The organism is Pseudomonas reactans (assembly GCF_013387025.1).
GTDB classification, from domain to species: domain Bacteria; phylum Pseudomonadota; class Gammaproteobacteria; order Pseudomonadales; family Pseudomonadaceae; genus Aquipseudomonas; species Aquipseudomonas reactans.
Map to the genome: position 1 here is coordinate 435,490 of NZ_JACAQP010000006.1, position 18,208 is coordinate 453,697.

At 61.6% G+C, this 18,208-nt stretch carries 13 protein-coding genes; 9 read left to right on the plus strand and 4 right to left on the minus strand.

Features of this window, described 5'->3' with window-relative positions; all coding sequences use genetic code 11:
* The first annotated feature begins 46 nt into the window (after positions 1 to 46).
* The 7 genes from dnaB (at position 47) to HX793_RS08425 (ending at position 12,329) form a co-directional block, all read left to right on the plus strand.
* Complete coding sequence (gene dnaB, locus HX793_RS08395; RefSeq protein ID WP_016976916.1) at positions 47 to 1,444, plus strand: replicative DNA helicase; 1,398 nt, start codon at positions 47 to 49, stop codon at positions 1,442 to 1,444.
* Positions 1,445 to 1,540: 96 nt separating this feature from the next.
* Complete coding sequence (locus tag HX793_RS08400) at positions 1,541 to 3,844, plus strand: YgiQ family radical SAM protein (protein ID WP_177094675.1); 2,304 nt, start codon at positions 1,541 to 1,543, stop codon at positions 3,842 to 3,844.
* 108 nt (positions 3,845 to 3,952) lie between these two features.
* Complete coding sequence (ssp4, locus tag HX793_RS08405) at positions 3,953 to 4,879, plus strand: Ssp4 family T6SS effector (protein WP_177094677.1); 927 nt, start codon at positions 3,953 to 3,955, stop codon at positions 4,877 to 4,879.
* Positions 4,879 to 5,316 carry a hypothetical protein gene (locus HX793_RS08410; protein WP_177051529.1) on the plus strand — a complete coding sequence of 146 codons (438 nt, stop codon included), beginning with the start codon at positions 4,879 to 4,881 and terminating at the stop codon, positions 5,314 to 5,316. The genes ssp4 and HX793_RS08410 overlap by 1 nt, the downstream gene beginning before the upstream one ends.
* Before the next feature lie 187 nt (positions 5,317 to 5,503).
* The gene (locus tag HX793_RS08415; RefSeq protein WP_178905465.1) at positions 5,504 to 8,794 is read left to right on the plus strand and encodes a transglutaminase family protein; all 3,291 of its coding nucleotides are present in this window, start codon (positions 5,504 to 5,506) and stop codon (positions 8,792 to 8,794) included.
* A gap of 158 nt (positions 8,795 to 8,952) precedes the next feature.
* Positions 8,953 to 11,439, plus strand: a complete 2,487-nt coding sequence (locus HX793_RS08420) for a circularly permuted type 2 ATP-grasp protein (protein WP_016976922.1) — start codon at positions 8,953 to 8,955, stop codon at positions 11,437 to 11,439.
* On the plus strand, positions 11,439 to 12,329 hold the full coding sequence (locus tag HX793_RS08425) for a transglutaminase family protein (protein WP_016976923.1): 891 nt from the start codon (positions 11,439 to 11,441) through the stop codon (positions 12,327 to 12,329). The genes HX793_RS08420 and HX793_RS08425 overlap by 1 nt, the downstream gene beginning before the upstream one ends.
* Positions 12,330 to 12,375: 46 nt before the next feature.
* Here the strand turns inward: HX793_RS08425 and HX793_RS08430 are convergent, their stop codons facing one another.
* On the minus strand, positions 12,376 to 12,558 hold the full coding sequence (locus HX793_RS08430; RefSeq protein WP_016976924.1) for a hypothetical protein: 183 nt from the start codon (positions 12,556 to 12,558) through the stop codon (positions 12,376 to 12,378).
* Positions 12,559 to 12,890: 332 nt separating this feature from the next.
* Here HX793_RS08430 and azu point away from each other — a divergent pair, with 332 nt between their 5' ends.
* Positions 12,891 to 13,337 carry an azurin gene (azu, locus tag HX793_RS08435; RefSeq protein WP_016976925.1) on the plus strand — a complete coding sequence of 149 codons (447 nt, stop codon included), beginning with the start codon at positions 12,891 to 12,893 and terminating at the stop codon, positions 13,335 to 13,337.
* Between the two features lie 122 nt (positions 13,338 to 13,459).
* On the opposite strand, the gene nadE is transcribed toward azu, so the two are convergent.
* The 3 genes from nadE to HX793_RS08450 all read right to left on the minus strand — a co-directional run bounded on the left by nadE (position 13,460) and on the right by HX793_RS08450 (position 16,505).
* Positions 13,460 to 14,287, minus strand: a complete 828-nt coding sequence (gene nadE, locus HX793_RS08440; RefSeq protein ID WP_177051527.1) for an NAD(+) synthase — start codon at positions 14,285 to 14,287, stop codon at positions 13,460 to 13,462.
* A gap of 3 nt (positions 14,288 to 14,290) precedes the next feature.
* Entirely contained in the window at positions 14,291 to 15,505 is a 1,215-nt protein-coding gene (gene pncB, locus HX793_RS08445) for a nicotinate phosphoribosyltransferase (protein ID WP_016976927.1), read from the minus strand.
* Between the two features lie 103 nt (positions 15,506 to 15,608).
* A complete protein-coding gene (locus HX793_RS08450) occupies positions 15,609 to 16,505 on the minus strand; it encodes a LysR family transcriptional regulator (RefSeq protein WP_177094678.1) in 897 nt (298 codons plus the stop codon).
* Positions 16,506 to 16,658: 153 nt separating this feature from the next.
* On the opposite strand from HX793_RS08450, the gene amaB reads away from it, so the two are divergent.
* On the plus strand, positions 16,659 to 18,149 hold the full coding sequence (gene amaB, locus HX793_RS08455; RefSeq protein WP_016976929.1) for an L-piperidine-6-carboxylate dehydrogenase: 1,491 nt from the start codon (positions 16,659 to 16,661) through the stop codon (positions 18,147 to 18,149).
* Positions 18,150 to 18,208 lie beyond the last annotated feature (59 nt).

Here is an 18,208-nt window from a genome sequence, read left to right on the forward strand (position 1 = left end):
AGGTCGTGCCTTTTGTTTTTCTACACACCCCAAATTCCAAGTGGCCATGAACGATATTTCAGCTCCTGAGCAATACGATCTGCAAACCGCTGCCCTGAAGGTGCCGCCGCATTCCATCGAGGCCGAACAGGCCGTGCTCGGTGGTTTGATGCTGGACAACAACGCCTGGGAGCGCGTGCTGGATCAAGTCTCGGACGGTGACTTCTATCGCCATGACCACCGCCTGATCTTCCGTGCCATCGCCAAGCTGGCCGACCAGAACTCACCGATCGACGTGGTGACCCTGGCCGAGCAGCTAGACAAGGAAGGCCAGACCTCCCAGGTTGGCGGCCTCGGCTACCTCGGTGAGCTGGCGAAGAACACGCCGTCCGTCGCCAACATCAAGGCTTATGCCCAGATTGTTCGCCAGCGGGCCACGCTGCGCCAACTGATCGGCATCAGCACCGAGATCGCCGACAGCGCCTTCAACCCGGAAGGGCGTACCGCCGAAGAGATCCTCGACGAAGCCGAACGCCAGATCTTCCAGATCGCCGAAGCCCGCCCGAAAACCGGCGGCCCGGTGGGCGTCAACGAGCTGTTGACCAAGGCCATCGACCGTATCGACACACTGTTCAACACCGACGCGGCCATCACCGGTATTTCCACCGGCTACGCCGACCTCGACGAGAAGACCAGCGGCCTGCAGCCGTCCGACTTGATCATCGTCGCCGGTCGTCCTTCCATGGGTAAGACCACCTTCGCAATGAACCTGGTGGAAAACGCCGTGTTGCGCAGCGACAAGACTGTCTTGGTGTACTCCCTCGAGATGCCAGGTGAATCGCTGATCATGCGGATGCTCTCGTCCCTGGGGCGTATCGACCAGACCAAGGTGCGTTCCGGCCAGCTGGAAGATGACGACTGGCCGCGCCTGACCTCGGCGGTCAACCTGCTCAATGACCGCAAGCTGTTTATCGATGACACCGCCGGCATCAGCCCGTCGGAGATGCGTGCACGCACCCGCCGCCTGGTGCGTGAGCACGGCGACATCGCCCTGATCATGATCGACTACCTGCAGTTGATGCAGATCCCGGGTTCCAGCGGTGACAGCCGGACCAACGAGATTTCCGAGATTTCCCGATCCTTGAAAGCCCTGGCCAAGGAATTCAACTGCCCGGTGGTGGCATTGTCCCAGCTCAACCGTTCCCTGGAACAACGTCCCAACAAACGCCCGGTGAACTCCGACTTGCGGGAATCCGGCGCGATCGAGCAGGACGCCGACGTGATCATGTTCGTGTACCGCGACGAGGTGTATCACCCTGAGACCGAGCACAAAGGCATTGCCGAGATCATCATCGGCAAGCAGCGGAACGGCCCCATCGGCTTTATCCGCCTGGCGTTCATCGGTAAGTACACCCGCTTCGAGAACCTCGCGCCGGGCAGTTACAACTTCGACGACGACGAATAACTCGTCTGCTCAATTCCGACCATTACCGTCGGAATTGGTCAAAATTTGTGCTATATTCCGCGCCCGCGATTTTCCATCTCAACACCGGTCACCGTCATGCAAACAGCCAAGCCGTTATTTGACTATCCCAAGTACTGGGCCGAATGTTTCGGTCCAGCGCCATTCCTGCCGATGAGCAGGGAGGAGATGGATCAGCTTGGCTGGGATTCCTGCGACATCATCATCGTCACCGGTGATGCGTACGTTGACCATCCGTCGTTCGGCATGGCGATCATCGGCCGGCTGCTGGAGTCCCAGGGCTTCCGCGTCGGGATCATTGCGCAGCCGAACTGGCAGTCCAAAGACGATTTCATGAAACTCGGCGAGCCGAACCTGTTCTTCGGCGTCGCGGCCGGCAACATGGACTCGATGATCAACCGCTACACCGCCGACAAGAAAATTCGTTCCGACGACGCCTACACCCCTGGCGGCATGGCCGGCAAACGCCCGGACCGCGCGAGCCTGGTGTACAGCCAGCGTTGCAAGGAAGCCTACAAGAACGTGCCGATCGTACTCGGCGGCATCGAAGCCTCCCTGCGCCGCATCGCCCACTACGACTACTGGCAGGACCGCGTGCGCAACTCGATCCTGATCGACGCCACCGCCGATATCCTGCTGTACGGCAACGCCGAGCGTGCGATTGTCGAAGTTGCCCAGCGCCTGTCGTGGGGCCACAAGATCGAAGACATCACCGACGTGCGCGGCACCGCGTTCATTCGCCGTGACACCCCTACGGGCTGGTACGAGGTGGACTCCACGCGTATCGACCGCCCGGGCAAGATCGACAAGATCATCAACCCGTACGTCAACACCCAGGACACCCAGGCCTGCGCCATCGAGCAGGAAAAGGGGCCGGTGGACGACCCGGAAGAAGCCAAGGTCGTACAGATTTTGGCCAGCCCGCGCATGACCCGCGACAAGACCGTGATCCGTCTGCCTTCGGTAGAGAAGGTCCGTGGCGACGCCGTGCTCTACGCCCACGCCAACCGCGTGTTGCACCTGGAAACCAACCCAGGCAACGCCCGTGCCCTGGTGCAGAAGCACGGTGAAGTGGACGTGTGGTTTAACCCGCCGCCCATCCCGATGACCACCGAAGAAATGGACTACGTGTTCGGCATGCCTTACGCCCGCGTCCCGCACCCGGCGTATGGCAAGGAAAAGATCCCGGCCTACGACATGATCCGCTTCTCGGTGAACATCATGCGTGGCTGCTTCGGCGGCTGCACCTTCTGCTCGATCACCGAGCACGAAGGCCGCATCATCCAGAACCGTTCCGAAGAGTCGATCATCCGCGAGATCGAAGAGATCCGCGACAAAGTGCCGGGCTTTACCGGCGTGATCTCCGACCTCGGCGGCCCCACCGCGAACATGTACCGCATCGCCTGCAAGAGCCCGGAAATCGAATCCGCGTGCCGCAAGCCGTCGTGCGTGTTCCCTGGCATCTGCCCGAACCTGAACACCGATCACTCGTCGTTGATCCAGCTCTACCGCAGCGCCCGTGCGTTGCCGGGTGTGAAGAAGATCCTGATCGCCTCCGGCCTGCGTTATGACTTGGCCGTCGAGTCGCCGGAGTATGTGAAAGAGCTGGTTACCCACCACGTCGGTGGTTACCTGAAGATCGCCCCGGAGCACACCGAGGAAGGTCCGCTCAACCAGATGATGAAACCGGGCATTGGCAGCTATGACAAGTTCAAGCGCATGTTCGAGAAGTACACCAAGGAAGCGGGCAAGGAGCAGTACCTGATTCCTTACTTCATCGCCGCCCACCCCGGCACCACCGATGAAGACATGATGAACCTGGCCCTGTGGCTCAAGGGCAACGGCTTCCGCGCCGACCAGGTGCAGGCGTTCTACCCGTCGCCGATGGCCACCGCCACCGCGATGTACCACTCGGGCAAGAACCCGCTGCGCAAGGTCACCTACAAGAGCGACGCGGTGACCATCGTCAAGAGCGAAGACCAGCGCCGTCTGCACAAGGCGTTCCTGCGCTACCACGACCCGAAAGGCTGGCCAATGCTGCGTGAAGCACTGACGCGCATGGGCCGTGCCGACTTGATCGGGCCGGGCAAGGACCAACTGATCCCCCTGCACCAGCCGAGCACCGACAGCTACCAGAGTGCCCGTCGCAAGAACTCGACGCCGGCCGGCAGCCACAAGGTCGCCAAGGAAACCACCACCAGGATCCTCACCCAGCACACCGGTTTGCCGCCACGTGGCAGCGACGGCAGCAACCCATGGGACAAGCGTGAGCAAGCCAAGGCCGCGGCCCAGGCGCGCAACAAGCAGGCCGCCAAGGAACGCAGCGATGCGGCCAAGGGCAAGGGCGGCAAGCCTGCGCGCAAGCCGGTGGTGCCGCGTTGATCGCAGCCTGAATATGCAAAACGCCAGCCTCGTGCTGGCGTTTTGCTTTCTAGGCGCTGGGTGGGCGGTTTGTTAAGGTGGCGCCCATTCAGTTCAAGGAAGAAAAACATGGCTAACCCCCTGGCCGGCATCGGCATGGATTCCAACCGCTCCCAATTCATGGCGCGCCAGCGCATCGAAAGCCAACTGAACCTGCCGCGTATATTTGCCGCCATCGACGCCGACCCCAACATCGTCGGTGCAGGTGTGGTGTATATCGACGCCGACTTCAACGTCGTCACCCTTCGCGAATTCAAGCCGATTTGCAGCATCCAGCCCAAACGCATCATCGTGCGCGAGGCGCAAAAATATGTGGCGCCCGCGCAGTTTGCCGACCAGGTGATGAATAATCCGCGCGAGTCGCGGCTGATCAGTGAAGCCTTCAACACCACGTTGTCCTGTGGTGGCGCGGTGCTGGGCTGGCTGGTGATGCTCAGTGGCACCATCGCGGTGCCGTTCACCGGTGGCGCCAGTTCGGTGGTCACGGTGATTGGCTACACCAGTGCCACCGCGAGTACAGCGTCCTGCCTGATGGGCGCGTTTCGTACGCGCAATGAGATCGTCAACCCAGGCATGAACGACTATCTGGACAGCGAAGAGTGGTACCAGAACGCGACCAAGATCATGGACGGCGCCGCTTTGGTGGGTGTGGGCGCCTCTGCATTGACTACGGTCAAGCTGGTCAACGTGGCGCGGGCATCCACCGGTAAATCCCTGCGCCAAGTGCTCAAGGGGCTTAACAGTCAGGAGCGGGAAAAACTGACCAAGGAATTGCTGAAAATCGCCGATCCGCAGATGTCGACCAAGATGCGCAAGCTGCTGCAACTGCGCGGCGACTTACCCAAGCGCTTTAGCCATACCCAGCTCAAGCACGCCACCATCGTGCAGATCGGCGATGCCTTCAGTGCAGGGCTGAGTGTCTGGGGCCTGGCGCGTTCGGATAACCCGGGCCAGCTCAAGACCCTGGCGATAGGGTTGTATGAGGAGCTTGAGTGATGAGCGGCGTACCGTCCCTGAAACCCTTTTTGCTGGAGCATTTCCCCTCGTTCATCGGCGTGATTCTCGCCGGTTGCCTCGGTGGTTCCGGTGCTATTTCCCTGGCGGCCAGCACCTATTTTGCCGACGTGCCCATGGCTACCAATGCCACGGTGTCCTGGTGTGTGGTGATTTTTGCCGCATTGTTCGTGGTCAACAGTAACTTCCTGGTGGTGCGCGGTCACGCCTGGGCGGTGTGGGGCATGGTGGGCTTTTTTGTGCTGTGTTTGCTGGTGGTATTGCCGACGCTGCAATACCGCCCACATTGGTTTATCTACAGTGAAAGCCTGTTCTGGCCCTTGCTCGGGTTGTTGCTGCTCAACGGCAAGGGCTATCGTTCGATGGTGAGGAAACTGGTTGAGGTGCGTCGCGTGCGTGAGGCGGCCAAGTCGGCCTGACTGGGTAGATTCCCCACCTACCTTCACACCCACGCCACAAATACGTGCGTGACTTGCACCATGGCACCGCCGTTGGCGCCGTTTTGGTGCTGTACTGCACCGGGTCTTACGATAACGCGCAATGACCGCCGCTCTGGCATAAGTCTTGCGCGCTTTGTTCCCATGCCCTGGCTCGCAGGAGGCCGCCGTGTCGATTCATGTCGCGTTGCACCACGTTACGCATTACCGCTACGACCGCGCTGTCGAACTCGGCCCACAGATCGTGCGCTTGCGCCCGGCGGCCCATAGCCGCACGCGGATCTTGTCCTACGCGCTGAAAGTGCTGCCCGAGCAGCATTTCATCAATTGGCAGCAGGATCCCCAGGGCAATTACTTGGCGCGGTTGGTGTTCCCGGAAAAGACTGACGAGTTGCGCATCGAAGTCGACCTGGTCGCTGAGATGGCCGTGTTCAACCCCTTTGATTTTTTCCTCGAACCCTACGCCGAAAAAATCCCCTTCAGTTACGCCGCCGATGAGCAGCGCGAGCTGGCGCCGTACCTGGAAACCCTGCCGCTGACACCGAAGTTCGCCGCGTACCTGGCGGGTATCGACCGCACACCCTTGCCGGCCGTGGACTTTCTGGTGGGCCTCAATCAGCGCTTGGCGGCCGATATCGGCTACCTGATCCGCATGGAGCCAGGCGTGCAAACCCCAGAGTTCACCCTGGAAAACGCCTCCGGCTCATGCCGCGACTCGGCCTGGTTGCTGGTGCAGATTCTGCGCAATCTGGGGCTGGCAGCACGTTTCGTGTCCGGTTACCTGATTCAACTCACCGCCGACGTCAAAGCCCTCGATGGGCCTTCCGGCACCGAAGTGGACTTCACTGACCTGCACGCCTGGTGCGAAGTGTATTTGCCCGGCGCCGGCTGGATCGGCCTGGATGCCACCTCCGGGTTGTTCGCCGGTGAAGGCCATATCCCGTTGGCCTGTAGTCCCGACCCCTCGTCTGCCGCACCGATCAGTGGGCTGGTAGAGCCGTGCGAGTGTGAATTCACCCACGAAATGTCAGTTGAGCGGATCTGGGAAGCGCCGCGCGTCACCAAGCCCTACACCGAAGAACAATGGCTGGCGATCCAGGCCTTGGGCCGTCAGATCGATGGCGACCTGCTCAAGGACGATGTGCGCCTGACCATGGGCGGCGAGCCGACCTTCGTCTCCATCGACGATCCCGACGGCGCCGAGTGGAACACCGCCGCCCTGGGGCCGGACAAGCGTCGGCTGTCTGCCGAGCTGTTCCAGCGCATGCGCAAGCACTACGCACCCAAGGGGTTGGTGCACTTCGGCCAGGGCAAGTGGTACCCCGGTGAGCAACTGCCGCGTTGGTCGCTTAATTGCTACTGGCGCCGCGACGGCGTGCCGATCTGGCACAACAGCGCGTTGATTGCCGATGAGCAAGAGGACTACGCCGCGGATGGCGCGCTGGCCGGGCGTTTCCTGGCCAGCGTCGCAGAACGCCTCAAGTTGCCGGCGCGCTTCGTTTTCCCGGCCTTCGAAGACAATTTCTACTACCTGTGGCGCGAAGGTGCACTGCCGCAGAACGTCACAGCCCAAGACCCGCGCCTGAGCGACGACTTGGAGCGCGAACGCCTGCGCAAGGTGTACAGCCAGGGCCTGGATAAAGTCATCGGCCAAGTGCTGCCGCTGGCGCGCACGGCGGCCAATGACCGTTGGCAGAGCGGGCGCTGGTACCTGCGTGACAACCACTGCCGCTTGGTGCCGGGGGATTCGCCGCTGGGCTATCGCCTGCCATTGGCCTCGCAGCCGTGGGTGACGGCGGCGGAGTACCCGTTTGTACATCCGACGGATCCGAACCAGGATCAGCCGGAGCTGCCGGCCGCGGCGCAACTGCAACACCATGCAGAGCCTGCGCCGAGTGATGAGCGCGTGCCCAAGGTGGACGAGTCCGCCGACTGGCTGACCCGCACCGCCCTGTGCGCCGAAGCGCGGGAAGGGCGCCTCTATCTGTTCATGCCGCCCCTGGAGCGCGTCGAAGATTATCTGGAACTGGTGGCAGCCATTGAAGCCACCGCCGAAGAGCTGCACTGCCCGGTATTGCTGGAAGGCTACGAGTCGCCGGCCGACACGCGGCTGAGTAACTTCCGCGTCACGCCGGACCCGGGTGTGATTGAGGTCAACGTGCAGCCGTCCGCCACGTGGGACGAATTGGTGGAACGCACCGAATTTCTCTACGAAGAGGCGCGGCAAACGCGATTGACCACCGAAAAATTCATGATCGACGGGCGTCACACCGGTACCGGCGGCGGTAATCACTTTGTACTCGGTGGTGCAACGCCCAAGGACTCACCGTTCCTGCGCCGACCCGATCTGCTGCGCAGCCTGATCAGCTACTGGCACAACCACCCGTCATTGTCTTACCTGTTTTCCGGCCTGTTCATCGGCCCGACTTCCCAGGCTCCACGGGTGGACGAGGCGCGCAACGACGCGTTGTACGAACTGGAAATCGCTTTCGCACAAATGCCAGAACCCGGCGAAGAGTGCCCGCCGTGGTTGGTGGACCGCCTGCTGCGCAACCTGCTGATCGACGTGACGGGTAATACCCACCGCGCCGAATTTTGCATCGACAAACTCTATTCGCCGGACGGCGCCACCGGCCGCCTCGGCCTGCTTGAACTGCGCGCGTTTGAAATGCCGCCCCATGCGCGCATGAGCCTGACCCAGCAGTTGTTGCTACGGGCGCTGGTCGCGCGTTTCTGGCGCGAACCCTACGCACCACCGAAGCTGGCGCGTTGGGGCACGGAGCTGCACGACCGTTTCCTGCTGCCACATTTCATCGAGCAAGACTTTGCCGACGTGATCGTCGAACTCAACGCCGCTGGCTACCCGCTGCGCGCCGAGTGGTTTGCCGCGCACCTGGAATTCCGTTTCCCCAAAGTGGGTGACTACGCCGTCAGCGGGATCGAGCTAGAGTTGCGCCAGGCTCTGGAACCCTGGCACGTACTGGGCGAGGAGGGCGCTGTGGGCGGCACAGTGCGTTACGTGGATTCGTCCCTTGAGCGTCTGCAAGTCAAATTGACCGGGCTGCCACCGCAACGCTACTTGCTGACCTGCAACGGCATCCCGGTGCCGCTGCAAGCCACCGGGCGAGTCGGTGAGTTCGTCGCCGGCGTGCGTTACCGCGCCTGGCAACCGGCTAACTGCCTGCAACCGACCATCCCGGTGCATGCGCCGCTGGTGTTCGATCTGCTGGACACTTGGATGCAGCGTTCGCTGGGCGGCTGCCAGTACCATGTCGCCCATCCGGGTGGGCGCAATTACGACAGCCTGCCGGTGAATGCCAACGAGGCAGAGAGCCGGCGCATGGCGCGGTTTTTCCGGTTGGGGCATAGCCCAGGGAAGCTTCCGGTGCCGGCAGTCGTCATCAACGATGAGTTGCCAATGACCTTGGACTTGCGGCGTTTCCCCAATAAAAATGACTAAACGCCATCCAACTGTAGGAGCCGGCTTGCCGGCGATTGCGCTATATCAGTCACCAGAAATGTTGCCTGAACCACCGCTATCGCCGGCAAGCCGGCTCCTACAGTAGATTGCGATGAATTTGCATTAAACTGAGCCCCCTTGCCTCTGCCGAGCGTTCCATGTCCGACTTGCTCGACCGTTACCCGCTGACCGCGGGCACTTATCACGAACTGCTGGATGACAGCGGCGCGGTGCGTGCCCATTGGCGGCGCTTGCTGGATCACCTGCAACGCAGCACGCCCGCGCAACTGGCCCAGCGCCAGGCGCTGTTGACCCGGCAGATCCAGGAAAACGGCGTGACCTACAACGTCTACGCCGACCCCAAGGGTGCCGACCGCCCGTGGGAGCTAGACCTACTGCCCCATGTGTTGGCCGCTGATGAATGGCAGCACCTCTCGGCAGGTATCGCGCAACGTGCACGCCTGCTCAATGCCGTACTGGCCGATCTCTATGGCCCGCAACGCCTGATCAAGGAAGGCTTGTTGCCGGCTGAGCTGGTATTCGGACATAACAATTTCCTGTGGCCGTGCCAGGGCATCCAGCCGCCGGACGGTGCGTTCCTGCACCTCTATGCCGTGGACCTGGCGCGCACGCCGGATGGTCGCTGGTGGGTCACTGCCGACCGTACCCAGGCGCCATCCGGTGCCGGTTATGCGTTGGAAAACCGCACCATCGTGTCCCGCGCCTTCCCGGATCTTTACCGTGATTTACAGGTGCAGCACCTTACCGGGTTCTTCCGCACCTTGCAGGAAACCCTGGCCCGCCAGGCGCCCGGTGATGACCAGCCGCCGCTGATCGTGCTGCTCACGCCTGGCCGGTTCAACGAAAGTTACTTCGAACACCTCTACCTTGCCCGCCAGTTGGGCTACCCGTTGGTGGAAGGCGGCGACCTCACCGTGCGCGACAGCACTGTGTTCCTGAAAACCCTCAGCGGCCTACGCCGGGTGCACGCGATCATGCGTCGCTTGGACGATGATTTCTGCGACCCGCTGGAGCTGCGCACGGACTCGGCCCTCGGCGTACCGGGTTTGCTGGATGCCGTGCGCCAAGGCAATGTGCTGGTGGCCAATGCCTTGGGCAGCGGCGTGCTGGAATCACCCGGTTTGCTGGGCTTTTTGCCGAAGATCAACGAGTTCTTATTTGGTGAAGAGCTGATTCTGCCGTCCATCGCCACCTGGTGGTGCGGTGAGGCGCCGGTGCTGGCCGAAGCGCTGGAGAAGCTGCCGGAACTGCTGATCAAACCCGCGTTTCCGTCGCAGAGTTTTGCGCCGGTATTCGGCCGCGACCTCAACGACGAACAACGCCAGGCCCTGGCTGAGCGCATGCGCGCGCGGCCCTACGCCTACGTCGCCCAGGAGCTGGCTCAATTATCCCAAGCGCCGGTATGGCACACCGTGGATGACCACCTGCAACACCGCGCCATCGGCATGCGCGTATACGCCGTGGCCAGTGACGACGGTTACCGTGTGCTGCCCGGCGGCCTGACGCGCGTAGCGGCCGAAGCCGATGCCGAAGTGGTGTCGATGCAACGCGGTGGTGCGAGCAAGGACACCTGGGTGCTCGGCGAACGCGCCGCCGGTGGCGAACACTGGCGTGCCCAACGCGCGATTGGCGCCCACGACCTGGTGCGCCGCGATCCTTATCTACCGTCCCGCGTAGTGGAAAACTTGTTCTGGTTTGGCCGTTACTGCGAACGCTGCGACGACAGCGCGCGTTGGCTGCGTATCGTGCTGGCGCGTTATGTGGATGGCGACGACCCGTTGGCCCTGCAGGCGGCTGTCGAGCTGGGCGAAAACCTGCGTCTGCTGCCCGAGGAGGGCGAGTTGCCTGAGCGCCTGTTGGCGGCGCTGCTGGGTGATGATTGGCCGTCCAGCCTGCGCGCCAACCTGCAACGCTTGCAGTGGGCGGCGTCGCAAGTGCGCGGCAAGCTGTCCCGAGAGAACTGGCAGGCCCTGGTGGAGCTGCAACGCGAAGCCATGGAGCTGGAAAGTGAGTCACCGGATTTTGGCGAGTTGCTGGATTTCCTCAACCGTCTGGTGATGTCGTTGGCGGCGCTGTCCGGGTTTGCCTTGGACGACATGACCCGTGACGAAGGCTGGCGCTTTTTGATGATGGGCCGGCGTATCGAGCGTCTGCAATTCCTGAGCAGCAGCCTGGCGGCGTTCCTGCGCGGAGTGGCGGTGTTCGATCAGGCCGGGTTGGAGTGGTTGCTGGAATTGGGCAACAGCAGCATCACCTACCGTTCGCGTTATCTCGCGGTGCCGCAACTGATCCCGGTACTCGACTTGCTGTTGCTGGACGAACAGAACCCCCACGCGGTGCTGTTCCAGCTCAAATTGGTGAGCCGCACGCTGCGACGCCTCAACGATGATTTTGGTGTGCCTCGGGAAACTGGCCTTGGCCCATTGGTGGAGCGCCTGGCGCGTTTCGACCTGGGTTGCCTGGAGAACCCGTTGTTCGGCGAATCCAGCGTGCGTGCCGCGTTGGACGGCCTGGCCGACCTGCTGCAAGCAGTGGCCGATGAGAGTGGGCAAGTGTCGGACCGCCTGGCCTTGCGTCACTTTGCCCATGTGGATGATGTCAGCCAGCAAACGGTGTCGGTGTGATGAGTGCGCGCTACCAGATTTTTCACGATACCCACTACCACTACGACAGCCCGGTGTCCCTGGCCCAGCAACTGGCGCACCTGTGGCCAAGGCCGTGCGCCTGGCAGCGTTGCAGCTTGCAGCAACTGGATATCAGCCCGGAACCGACCTCGCGCCGCGATGAGCTGGACGTGTTTGGCAACCCGATCACGCGCCTGGCATTCGAGCGGCCGCATGATGAATTGCTGGTGAACGCTGGACTGACCGTGGAAGTGCTGGCGCGGCCGGCACTGGATTTCCAGCAGTCGCCCGCCTGGGACCAGACCCGCGACAGCCTGACCTACAGCAGCCAGCCGATGTCTGGTGAGTTGATCGAGGCCTGTCGCTACCGCTTCGAATCGCCCTACGTGCACTTGAAGAAAACCTTCGTCGAATTTTCCGAAAGCTGCTTTCCTCCCGGCAAACCGCTACTGCTGGGCGTACAGGCGCTGATGGAAAAAATCTTCAGCGAATTCACCTTCGATGCCGAGGCCACCCAGGTCGCCACGCCGCTGGTGGAAGTGCTCGAGCGCCGCCGCGGCGTGTGCCAGGACTTCGCCCACCTGATGCTCGCCTGCCTGCGCTCGCGGGGCCTCGCGGCACGCTATATCAGCGGCTACCTGCTCACCCAGCCACCGCCCGGCCAGCCACGGCTGATCGGCGCCGATGCGTCCCACGCGTGGGTGTCGGTGTATTGCCCGGTTTCGGGCTGGGTGGATTTCGATCCGACGAACAATGTGCAGCCGGCACTGGAGCACATCACCCTGGCCTGGGGCCGGGACTTTTCCGATGTGTCGCCGTTGCGAGGGGTGATTCTGGGGGGAGGAAGCCATGACCCGGAGGTGCGGGTGACGGTGATGCCACTGGAATAACAGTTGATTGTGCCGAGCCGGGCAGGCCGGCTCAGCACAAAGGAATTTATTCAGCCGGATCTTTTGGTGTTTCGGTCTCGTCGCTCGTTTCTTCACCATCAACATCGGCGTTCAGCCCATTGGCCTCTTCTTCTGCAGCGGCTTTCTTGCGTTGCAGTTTTTCCTCTTTCTTCTGCTCCTTGGCCAAGTCTCTCTGACGTTTGGCGAAGGAGTAATTAGGTTTGGCCATGGGCGATCCTCTAGGGTCGAAGGTGAGGGTGGCGGCGCGCAGCTGCCTTGGGACGACATGGTAGCAGCTTCAGGGTGCGCTTGGCCTTCACTTACCGCAGGCGTAGGCGGCCAGCAGGCCGTTGAACAGTTGGTTGAGGTACATGGCTCGGACTCCGATGGGTGATGAGTCGATCATAGCCAGAGGGTTGTACTTTGGCTGGTAGATTGTGTTGATCAGTCTGATAGCCTAAAGTTGTATACAATCTGTTGATTCAGATCATAAGAATTTCTGCCTGATTCAGGCACCCTTGTCGCAATACGCGTTTTCTAAACCCTGCCTTGGAGATTCACATGTTTGCCAAACTCGTTGCTGTTTCCCTGCTGACTCTGGCGAGCGGCCAGTTGCTTGCTGCAGAGTGCAAGGTCACTGTCGACTCCACCGACCAAATGTCCTTCAACACCAAAGCCATTGAAATCGACAAAAGCTGCAAGACGTTCACCGTCGAGCTGACCCACTCCGGCAACCTGCCGAAAAACGTCATGGGCCATAACTGGGTGCTGAGCTCCGCTGCCGACATGCCAGGCGTCGCCAGCGACGGCATGGCGGCCGGTATCGATAAGGACTACCTGAAGGAAGGTGATGCACGCATCATCGCCCACACCAAGATCATCGGTGCTGGCGAGAAAGATTCGGTGACCTTCGATGTGTCGAAGCTGAAGGCGGGGACTGACTACGCGTTCTTCTGCTCGTTCCCAGGCCACATCTCGATGATGAAAGGCACTGTGACCCTCAAGTAATCACGCGTTCGCTCTTCCTGTAGGAGCGAGCTTGCTCGCGAAAAACTCAATGACGCCGCGTCCATTCAGAATGCCCGCGTTATCGTTGACGGTCTTCGCGAGCAAGCCCGCTCCTACAGGTTTTAAGGTGAAAACGGCATGACCCGCTTGTGTTCAGTCTTGCGGTAGGTCTCGCAGATAATCCTGAACGCTTCCTCACGCACCGGCTCACCGTGCAGGAACGCATCGATCTCGGCATAGGTCACGCCATGTGACGCTTCGTCCGGCTTGCCCGGCGACAAGTCTTCCAGGTCCGCCGTCGGCACTTTCTCCACCAACGACTCGGGCGCGCCAAAGTGCCGCGCAATCGCACGCACCTGGTTTTTCACCAGGCCGCTCAACGGCGCCAAATCGCACGCGCCATCACCGAACTTGGTGAAAAAACCCATCACCGCTTCCGCTGCATGGTCGGTACCGATCACCAGGCCACCGGCCGCGCCGGCGATGGTGTACTGCGCGACCATGCGCATGCGCGCCTTGGTGTTGCCCAGCACGAAATCGCGGGACACCGCGGCCTTGCCTTCAAACGCTGCCACTTCATTGGCCAGGGCTTTGACGGCCGGGCCGATGTTCACGGTGTGGCGTTCGTCCGGCTCGATAAAGTCTACCGAGGCGGTGGCATCGATTTCGTCGAACTGGGTTTCGTAAGGCAGGCGCACCGCGATAAAGCGGTAAGCCTCATCACCGGTGCTGGCGCGTAGCTCCTGCATCGCGCGTTGGGCCAAGAGGCCTGCGGTCAGGGAGTCGACGCCACCGCTGATGCCCAGCACCAGCGTCTTGAGCCCGGAATTGCGCAGGCAGTCCTGGATAAAGGTCACGCGGCGGGCAACCTCGGCCTCGAGGGCGGCCTGGTCTTTGAACGGCGCTTGGACCTTGAGCTGTTCAGCAATCTCACGCTGTACGGCTTGCATGATTCACTCCTTGCTAGAGATGGCAGGTACTTTGAAAACATGACGCAAATAGGCGACGAAATTCGGGTCGGTGCAGTGGGTCTTGCCCGCTTCATCAGAGATCTTCGCGACGGGCTGGCCATTGCAGGCGGTCATTTTAAGCACGATGCTCATCGGCTCAACACCTGGAATGTCGCAGGTCAGGTTGGTGCCGATGCCGAAGCTCACATTAATGCGACCACGCAGGGCGCGGAATATCTCCAGGGCTTTGGGCAGTGACAGGCTGTCGGAGAACACCAACGTCTTGCTCATCGGCTCGATGCCGAGCTTGTGGTAGTGGGCGATGGCTTTTTCTGCCCATTGCACGGGATCGCCGGAGTCGTGGCGCAGGCCGTCAAACAGCTTGGCGAAGTACAGGTCGAAGTCGCCCAGGAACGCGTCGGTGGTGATGCAGTCGGTCAGGGCGATGCCCAGCAGGCCACGGTATTCGCGGACCCAGCAATCCAGCGCGGCGATCTGGCTGTCGATCAGGCGCGGGCCCAGTTGCTGGTGGGCCATGATCCATTCGTGGGCCATGGTGCCCAGCGGCTTCATGTCTAACTCGCGGGCCAGGTGCACGTTGCTGGTGCCGACAAAACGGCCGGGGAAGTCGTGCTTGAGCACGCTGACCACTTCTTCCTGCACCCGGTACGAGAAGCGCCGACGCGTGCCGAAGTCGGCCACTTGCAGCTCCGACAACTCGTCGCTACTGGCGTTGGCCGTCAGCCAGTCGAACTTGCGGTACAGCTGCTCCCGCGCCTGTTCGAGGATCACGGTCTGGTAGCGATAGCGGTTACGCACTTCGCTGACGATGGCCAGCATCGGCACTTCAAACAGGATCACATGCAGCCACGGCCCGCGCAGGCGGATGAACAGTTCGCCGTTCTCGATGCCGGTCTGCACGTAGCGCAGGTTGAAGCGGAACAGTCCCAGGAAGCGCAGGAAGTCCGGCTTCATGAAGCTGATGCGTTCCAGGAAACCCAACTGATCGGGGCTCAGGCTCAGCTCGGCGAGGCGTTCGATCTGGTAGCGGATCTCCGCCAGGTACGGGCGCAGGTCTTCGCTGTTACGGCAGCGGAACTCCCATTCAACTTCCACGTTGGGGTAGTTGTGCAGCACCGCCTGCATCATGGTCAGCTTGTAGAAGTCGGTGTCGAGCAAGTTCTGCACGATGCGATCGGCAAACACACTCTCGCTCATAACGGGAATCTCCAGACGGGTCGGCGATGGGCGCCGACCTTTACGCACAATTAAGGAAGGGGGCTAGTGGCGCATAGACGCGGGTCGGTTTGCCAGTGTTTTTTCAGTCGGCATCCAGCCGCTCCATCATCCACTTCACAAAATCGCGCACCTTGGGCACCTCCGCCGAATGCTCCGGGTACGCCAGATAATACGCATCCTGACTGGGCATCGCATGTTGCCAGGGGATCACCAGCTTGCCGTCGGCCAGCTCCTCTTCCACCAGGAATCGCGGTAGCAGCGCCACACCACAACCGACTTGCGCCGCACGAATGCACATATAAAAGGTATCGAAACGCGGCCCGTGATAGCTGTGCTCGGTCTGGTAGCCCTGGCTGGCGAACCAGTCATGCCAGCCCTGGGGGCGCGAGGCGTTTTGTAGCAGCACCAGGTTGCTCAATTGCGTGGGGTCGGAGAATGGCTGCGCCGGCAGGCTCTCTGGCGCGCACACCGGTACAAGCTCTTCGCTGAACAGCTTCAGGCTCTCGGTGCCGGGGCGTGAACCCTGTCCGAAGTAGAACGCCATGTCGGCCTTGCCTTGCAGCAACTCATCCGGCTCCTGTTCATTGCACAGGTCCAAGTGGATCTGCGGATGACGCAGTCGCCAGCCCTTCAGGCGCGGCACCAGCCAGCGCGCGCCGAAGGTGTAGGGCGTGGACACCCGCAGCACTTCGGTTTCGCCACCGTAGGAGCGCAGGTAGTGGGTGGACATCTCCACTTGAGTGAGGATCTTGCGCACTTCCACCAAGTACAGATCGCCCGCCGGGGTCATCTGCAAGCGCCGGCGCACGCGGCGGAACAACAGGTGCTGCAGCAACTCTTCCAACTGCGCCACCTGCTTGCTCACTGCGCTCTGCGTGAGGTTCAGCTCCTCGGCGGCGCGGGTGAAGCTCAGGTGGCGGGTGGCGGCTTCGAAGCACTGCAAGGCGGTGATCGAGGGCAAATGTCTTTTGTTCAGCACGGCGTGCCTCTTTTTATGCTTTGCATGAATAAACGGAATGATATCTCGCCTAATCGTCGTTTGTTGGCAAGTCTTGGGCCAGCTACAAATAAGCTCTGGATCGCCGTGTCGGTGGCGGCGTGAATTTTCTGTTTGAGATTGAAGGAGTGACCCATGGTTGCCGCATTGCTTGATCGTCTCGGGGTAAACCCGGCGCTGTACCAGTCGGGCAAGCAGCCCGTGCATTCGCCGATTGATGGCAGCCGTATCGGCAGTGTGCACTGGGAAGGTGCCGCCGAGGTGGAGCAACAGGTCAGTCGCGCCGAGCATGCATTCGAAGCCTGGCGCAAAGTGCCGGCACCTCGCCGTGGTGAGTTGGTGCGTCAGTTCGGCGACGTGTTGCGCGAATACAAGGCCGACCTGGGCGAGTTGGTGTCCTGGGAAGCCGGCAAGATCACTCAGGAAGGCCTGGGTGAAGTGCAGGAAATGATCGACATCTGCGACTTCGCTGTCGGCCTGTCGCGCCAGTTGTACGGCTTGACCATCGCCTCCGAGCGCCCAGGCCACCATATGCGTGAAACCTGGCATCCGCTGGGCGTGGTTGGCGTGATCAGCGCGTTCAACTTCCCGGTCGCCGTGTGGGCGTGGAACACCACCCTGGCGCTGGTGTGCGGCAATGCCGTGATCTGGAAACCCTCGGAAAAGACCCCGCTCACTGCGCTGGCCTGCCAGGCGCTGTTCGAGCGCGTGCTGAAGAAATTCGACGGCGCGCCGGAATACCTGAGCCAAGTGATCATCGGCGGCCGCGATGCCGGTGCTGCACTGGTGGACGACCCGCGTGTCGCGCTGATCAGCGCCACCGGCAGCACCCGTATGGGCCGCGAAGTGGCGCCGAAAGTCGCCGCGCGTTTTGCCCGCAGCATCCTGGAACTGGGCGGCAACAACGCGATGATCCTCGGCCCAAGCGCCGACCTGGACATGGCCGTGCGCGCCATCCTGTTCAGCGCCGTCGGCACCGCTGGCCAGCGCTGCACCACCCTGCGCCGGCTGATCGCCCATGAGTCGGTGAAAGAGGAAATCGTCACCCGTCTCAAGGCCGCCTATTCCAAGGTGCGCATCGGTCACCCGTTGGAAGGCAACCTGATCGGCCCGCTGATCGACAAGCACGGCTTCGACAACATGCAGGACGCCCTGGAACAAGCCTTGAGCGAAGGCGGCAAGGTGTTCGGCGGCAAGCGCCAACTGGAAGACACGTTTCCGAATGCCTACTACGTCTCGCCAGCGATTGTGGAAATGCCCGAGCAAAGCGACGTGGTGTGCACCGAGACTTTCGCGCCGATCCTCTATGTGATCGGCTACACCGACTTCAACGAAGCGCTGCGCCTGAACAACGCCGTGCCGCAAGGGCTGTCGTCGTGCATCTTCACCACCGATGTGCGCGAGGCCGAGCAGTTCATGTCGGCGGTGGGCAGCGACTGCGGCATCGCCAACGTCAACATCGGCCCGAGCGGCGCGGAAATCGGCGGCGCGTTTGGTGGCGAGAAAGAGACCGGCGGCGGGCGTGAATCGGGTTCGGATGCGTGGCGCGGGTATATGCGTCGCCAGACCAATACGGTGAACTACTCGCTTGAGTTGCCGCTGGCACAGGGCATTACTTTCGACTGATTCCTCAAGTCGAAGCGCGGTCAATGTGGGAGCTGGCTTGCCTGCGATAGCATCACCAT

What these genes read in the sequence shown, in the direction of transcription:
- pncB (WP_016976927.1), bottom strand. Translation starts at nt 15,505, where the DNA reads ATGAGCGAGAGTGTGTTTGCCGATCGCATCGTGCAGAACTTGCTCGAC.
- HX793_RS08430 (WP_016976924.1), bottom strand. Translation starts at nt 12,558, where the DNA reads ATGGCCAAACCTAATTACTCCTTCGCCAAACGTCAGAGAGACTTGGCC.
- azu (WP_016976925.1), top strand. Translation starts at nt 12,891, where the DNA reads ATGTTTGCCAAACTCGTTGCTGTTTCCCTGCTGACTCTGGCGAGCGGC.
- ssp4 (WP_177094677.1), top strand. Translation starts at nt 3,953, where the DNA reads ATGGCTAACCCCCTGGCCGGCATCGGCATGGATTCCAACCGCTCCCAA.
- amaB (WP_016976929.1), top strand. Translation starts at nt 16,659, where the DNA reads ATGGTTGCCGCATTGCTTGATCGTCTCGGGGTAAACCCGGCGCTGTAC.
- HX793_RS08420 (WP_016976922.1), top strand. Translation starts at nt 8,953, where the DNA reads ATGTCCGACTTGCTCGACCGTTACCCGCTGACCGCGGGCACTTATCAC.
- HX793_RS08410 (WP_177051529.1), top strand. Translation starts at nt 4,879, where the DNA reads ATGAGCGGCGTACCGTCCCTGAAACCCTTTTTGCTGGAGCATTTCCCC.
- HX793_RS08425 (WP_016976923.1), top strand. Translation starts at nt 11,439, where the DNA reads ATGAGTGCGCGCTACCAGATTTTTCACGATACCCACTACCACTACGAC.
- nadE (WP_177051527.1), bottom strand. Translation starts at nt 14,287, where the DNA reads ATGCAAGCCGTACAGCGTGAGATTGCTGAACAGCTCAAGGTCCAAGCG.
- dnaB (WP_016976916.1), top strand. Translation starts at nt 47, where the DNA reads ATGAACGATATTTCAGCTCCTGAGCAATACGATCTGCAAACCGCTGCC.
- HX793_RS08400 (WP_177094675.1), top strand. Translation starts at nt 1,541, where the DNA reads ATGCAAACAGCCAAGCCGTTATTTGACTATCCCAAGTACTGGGCCGAA.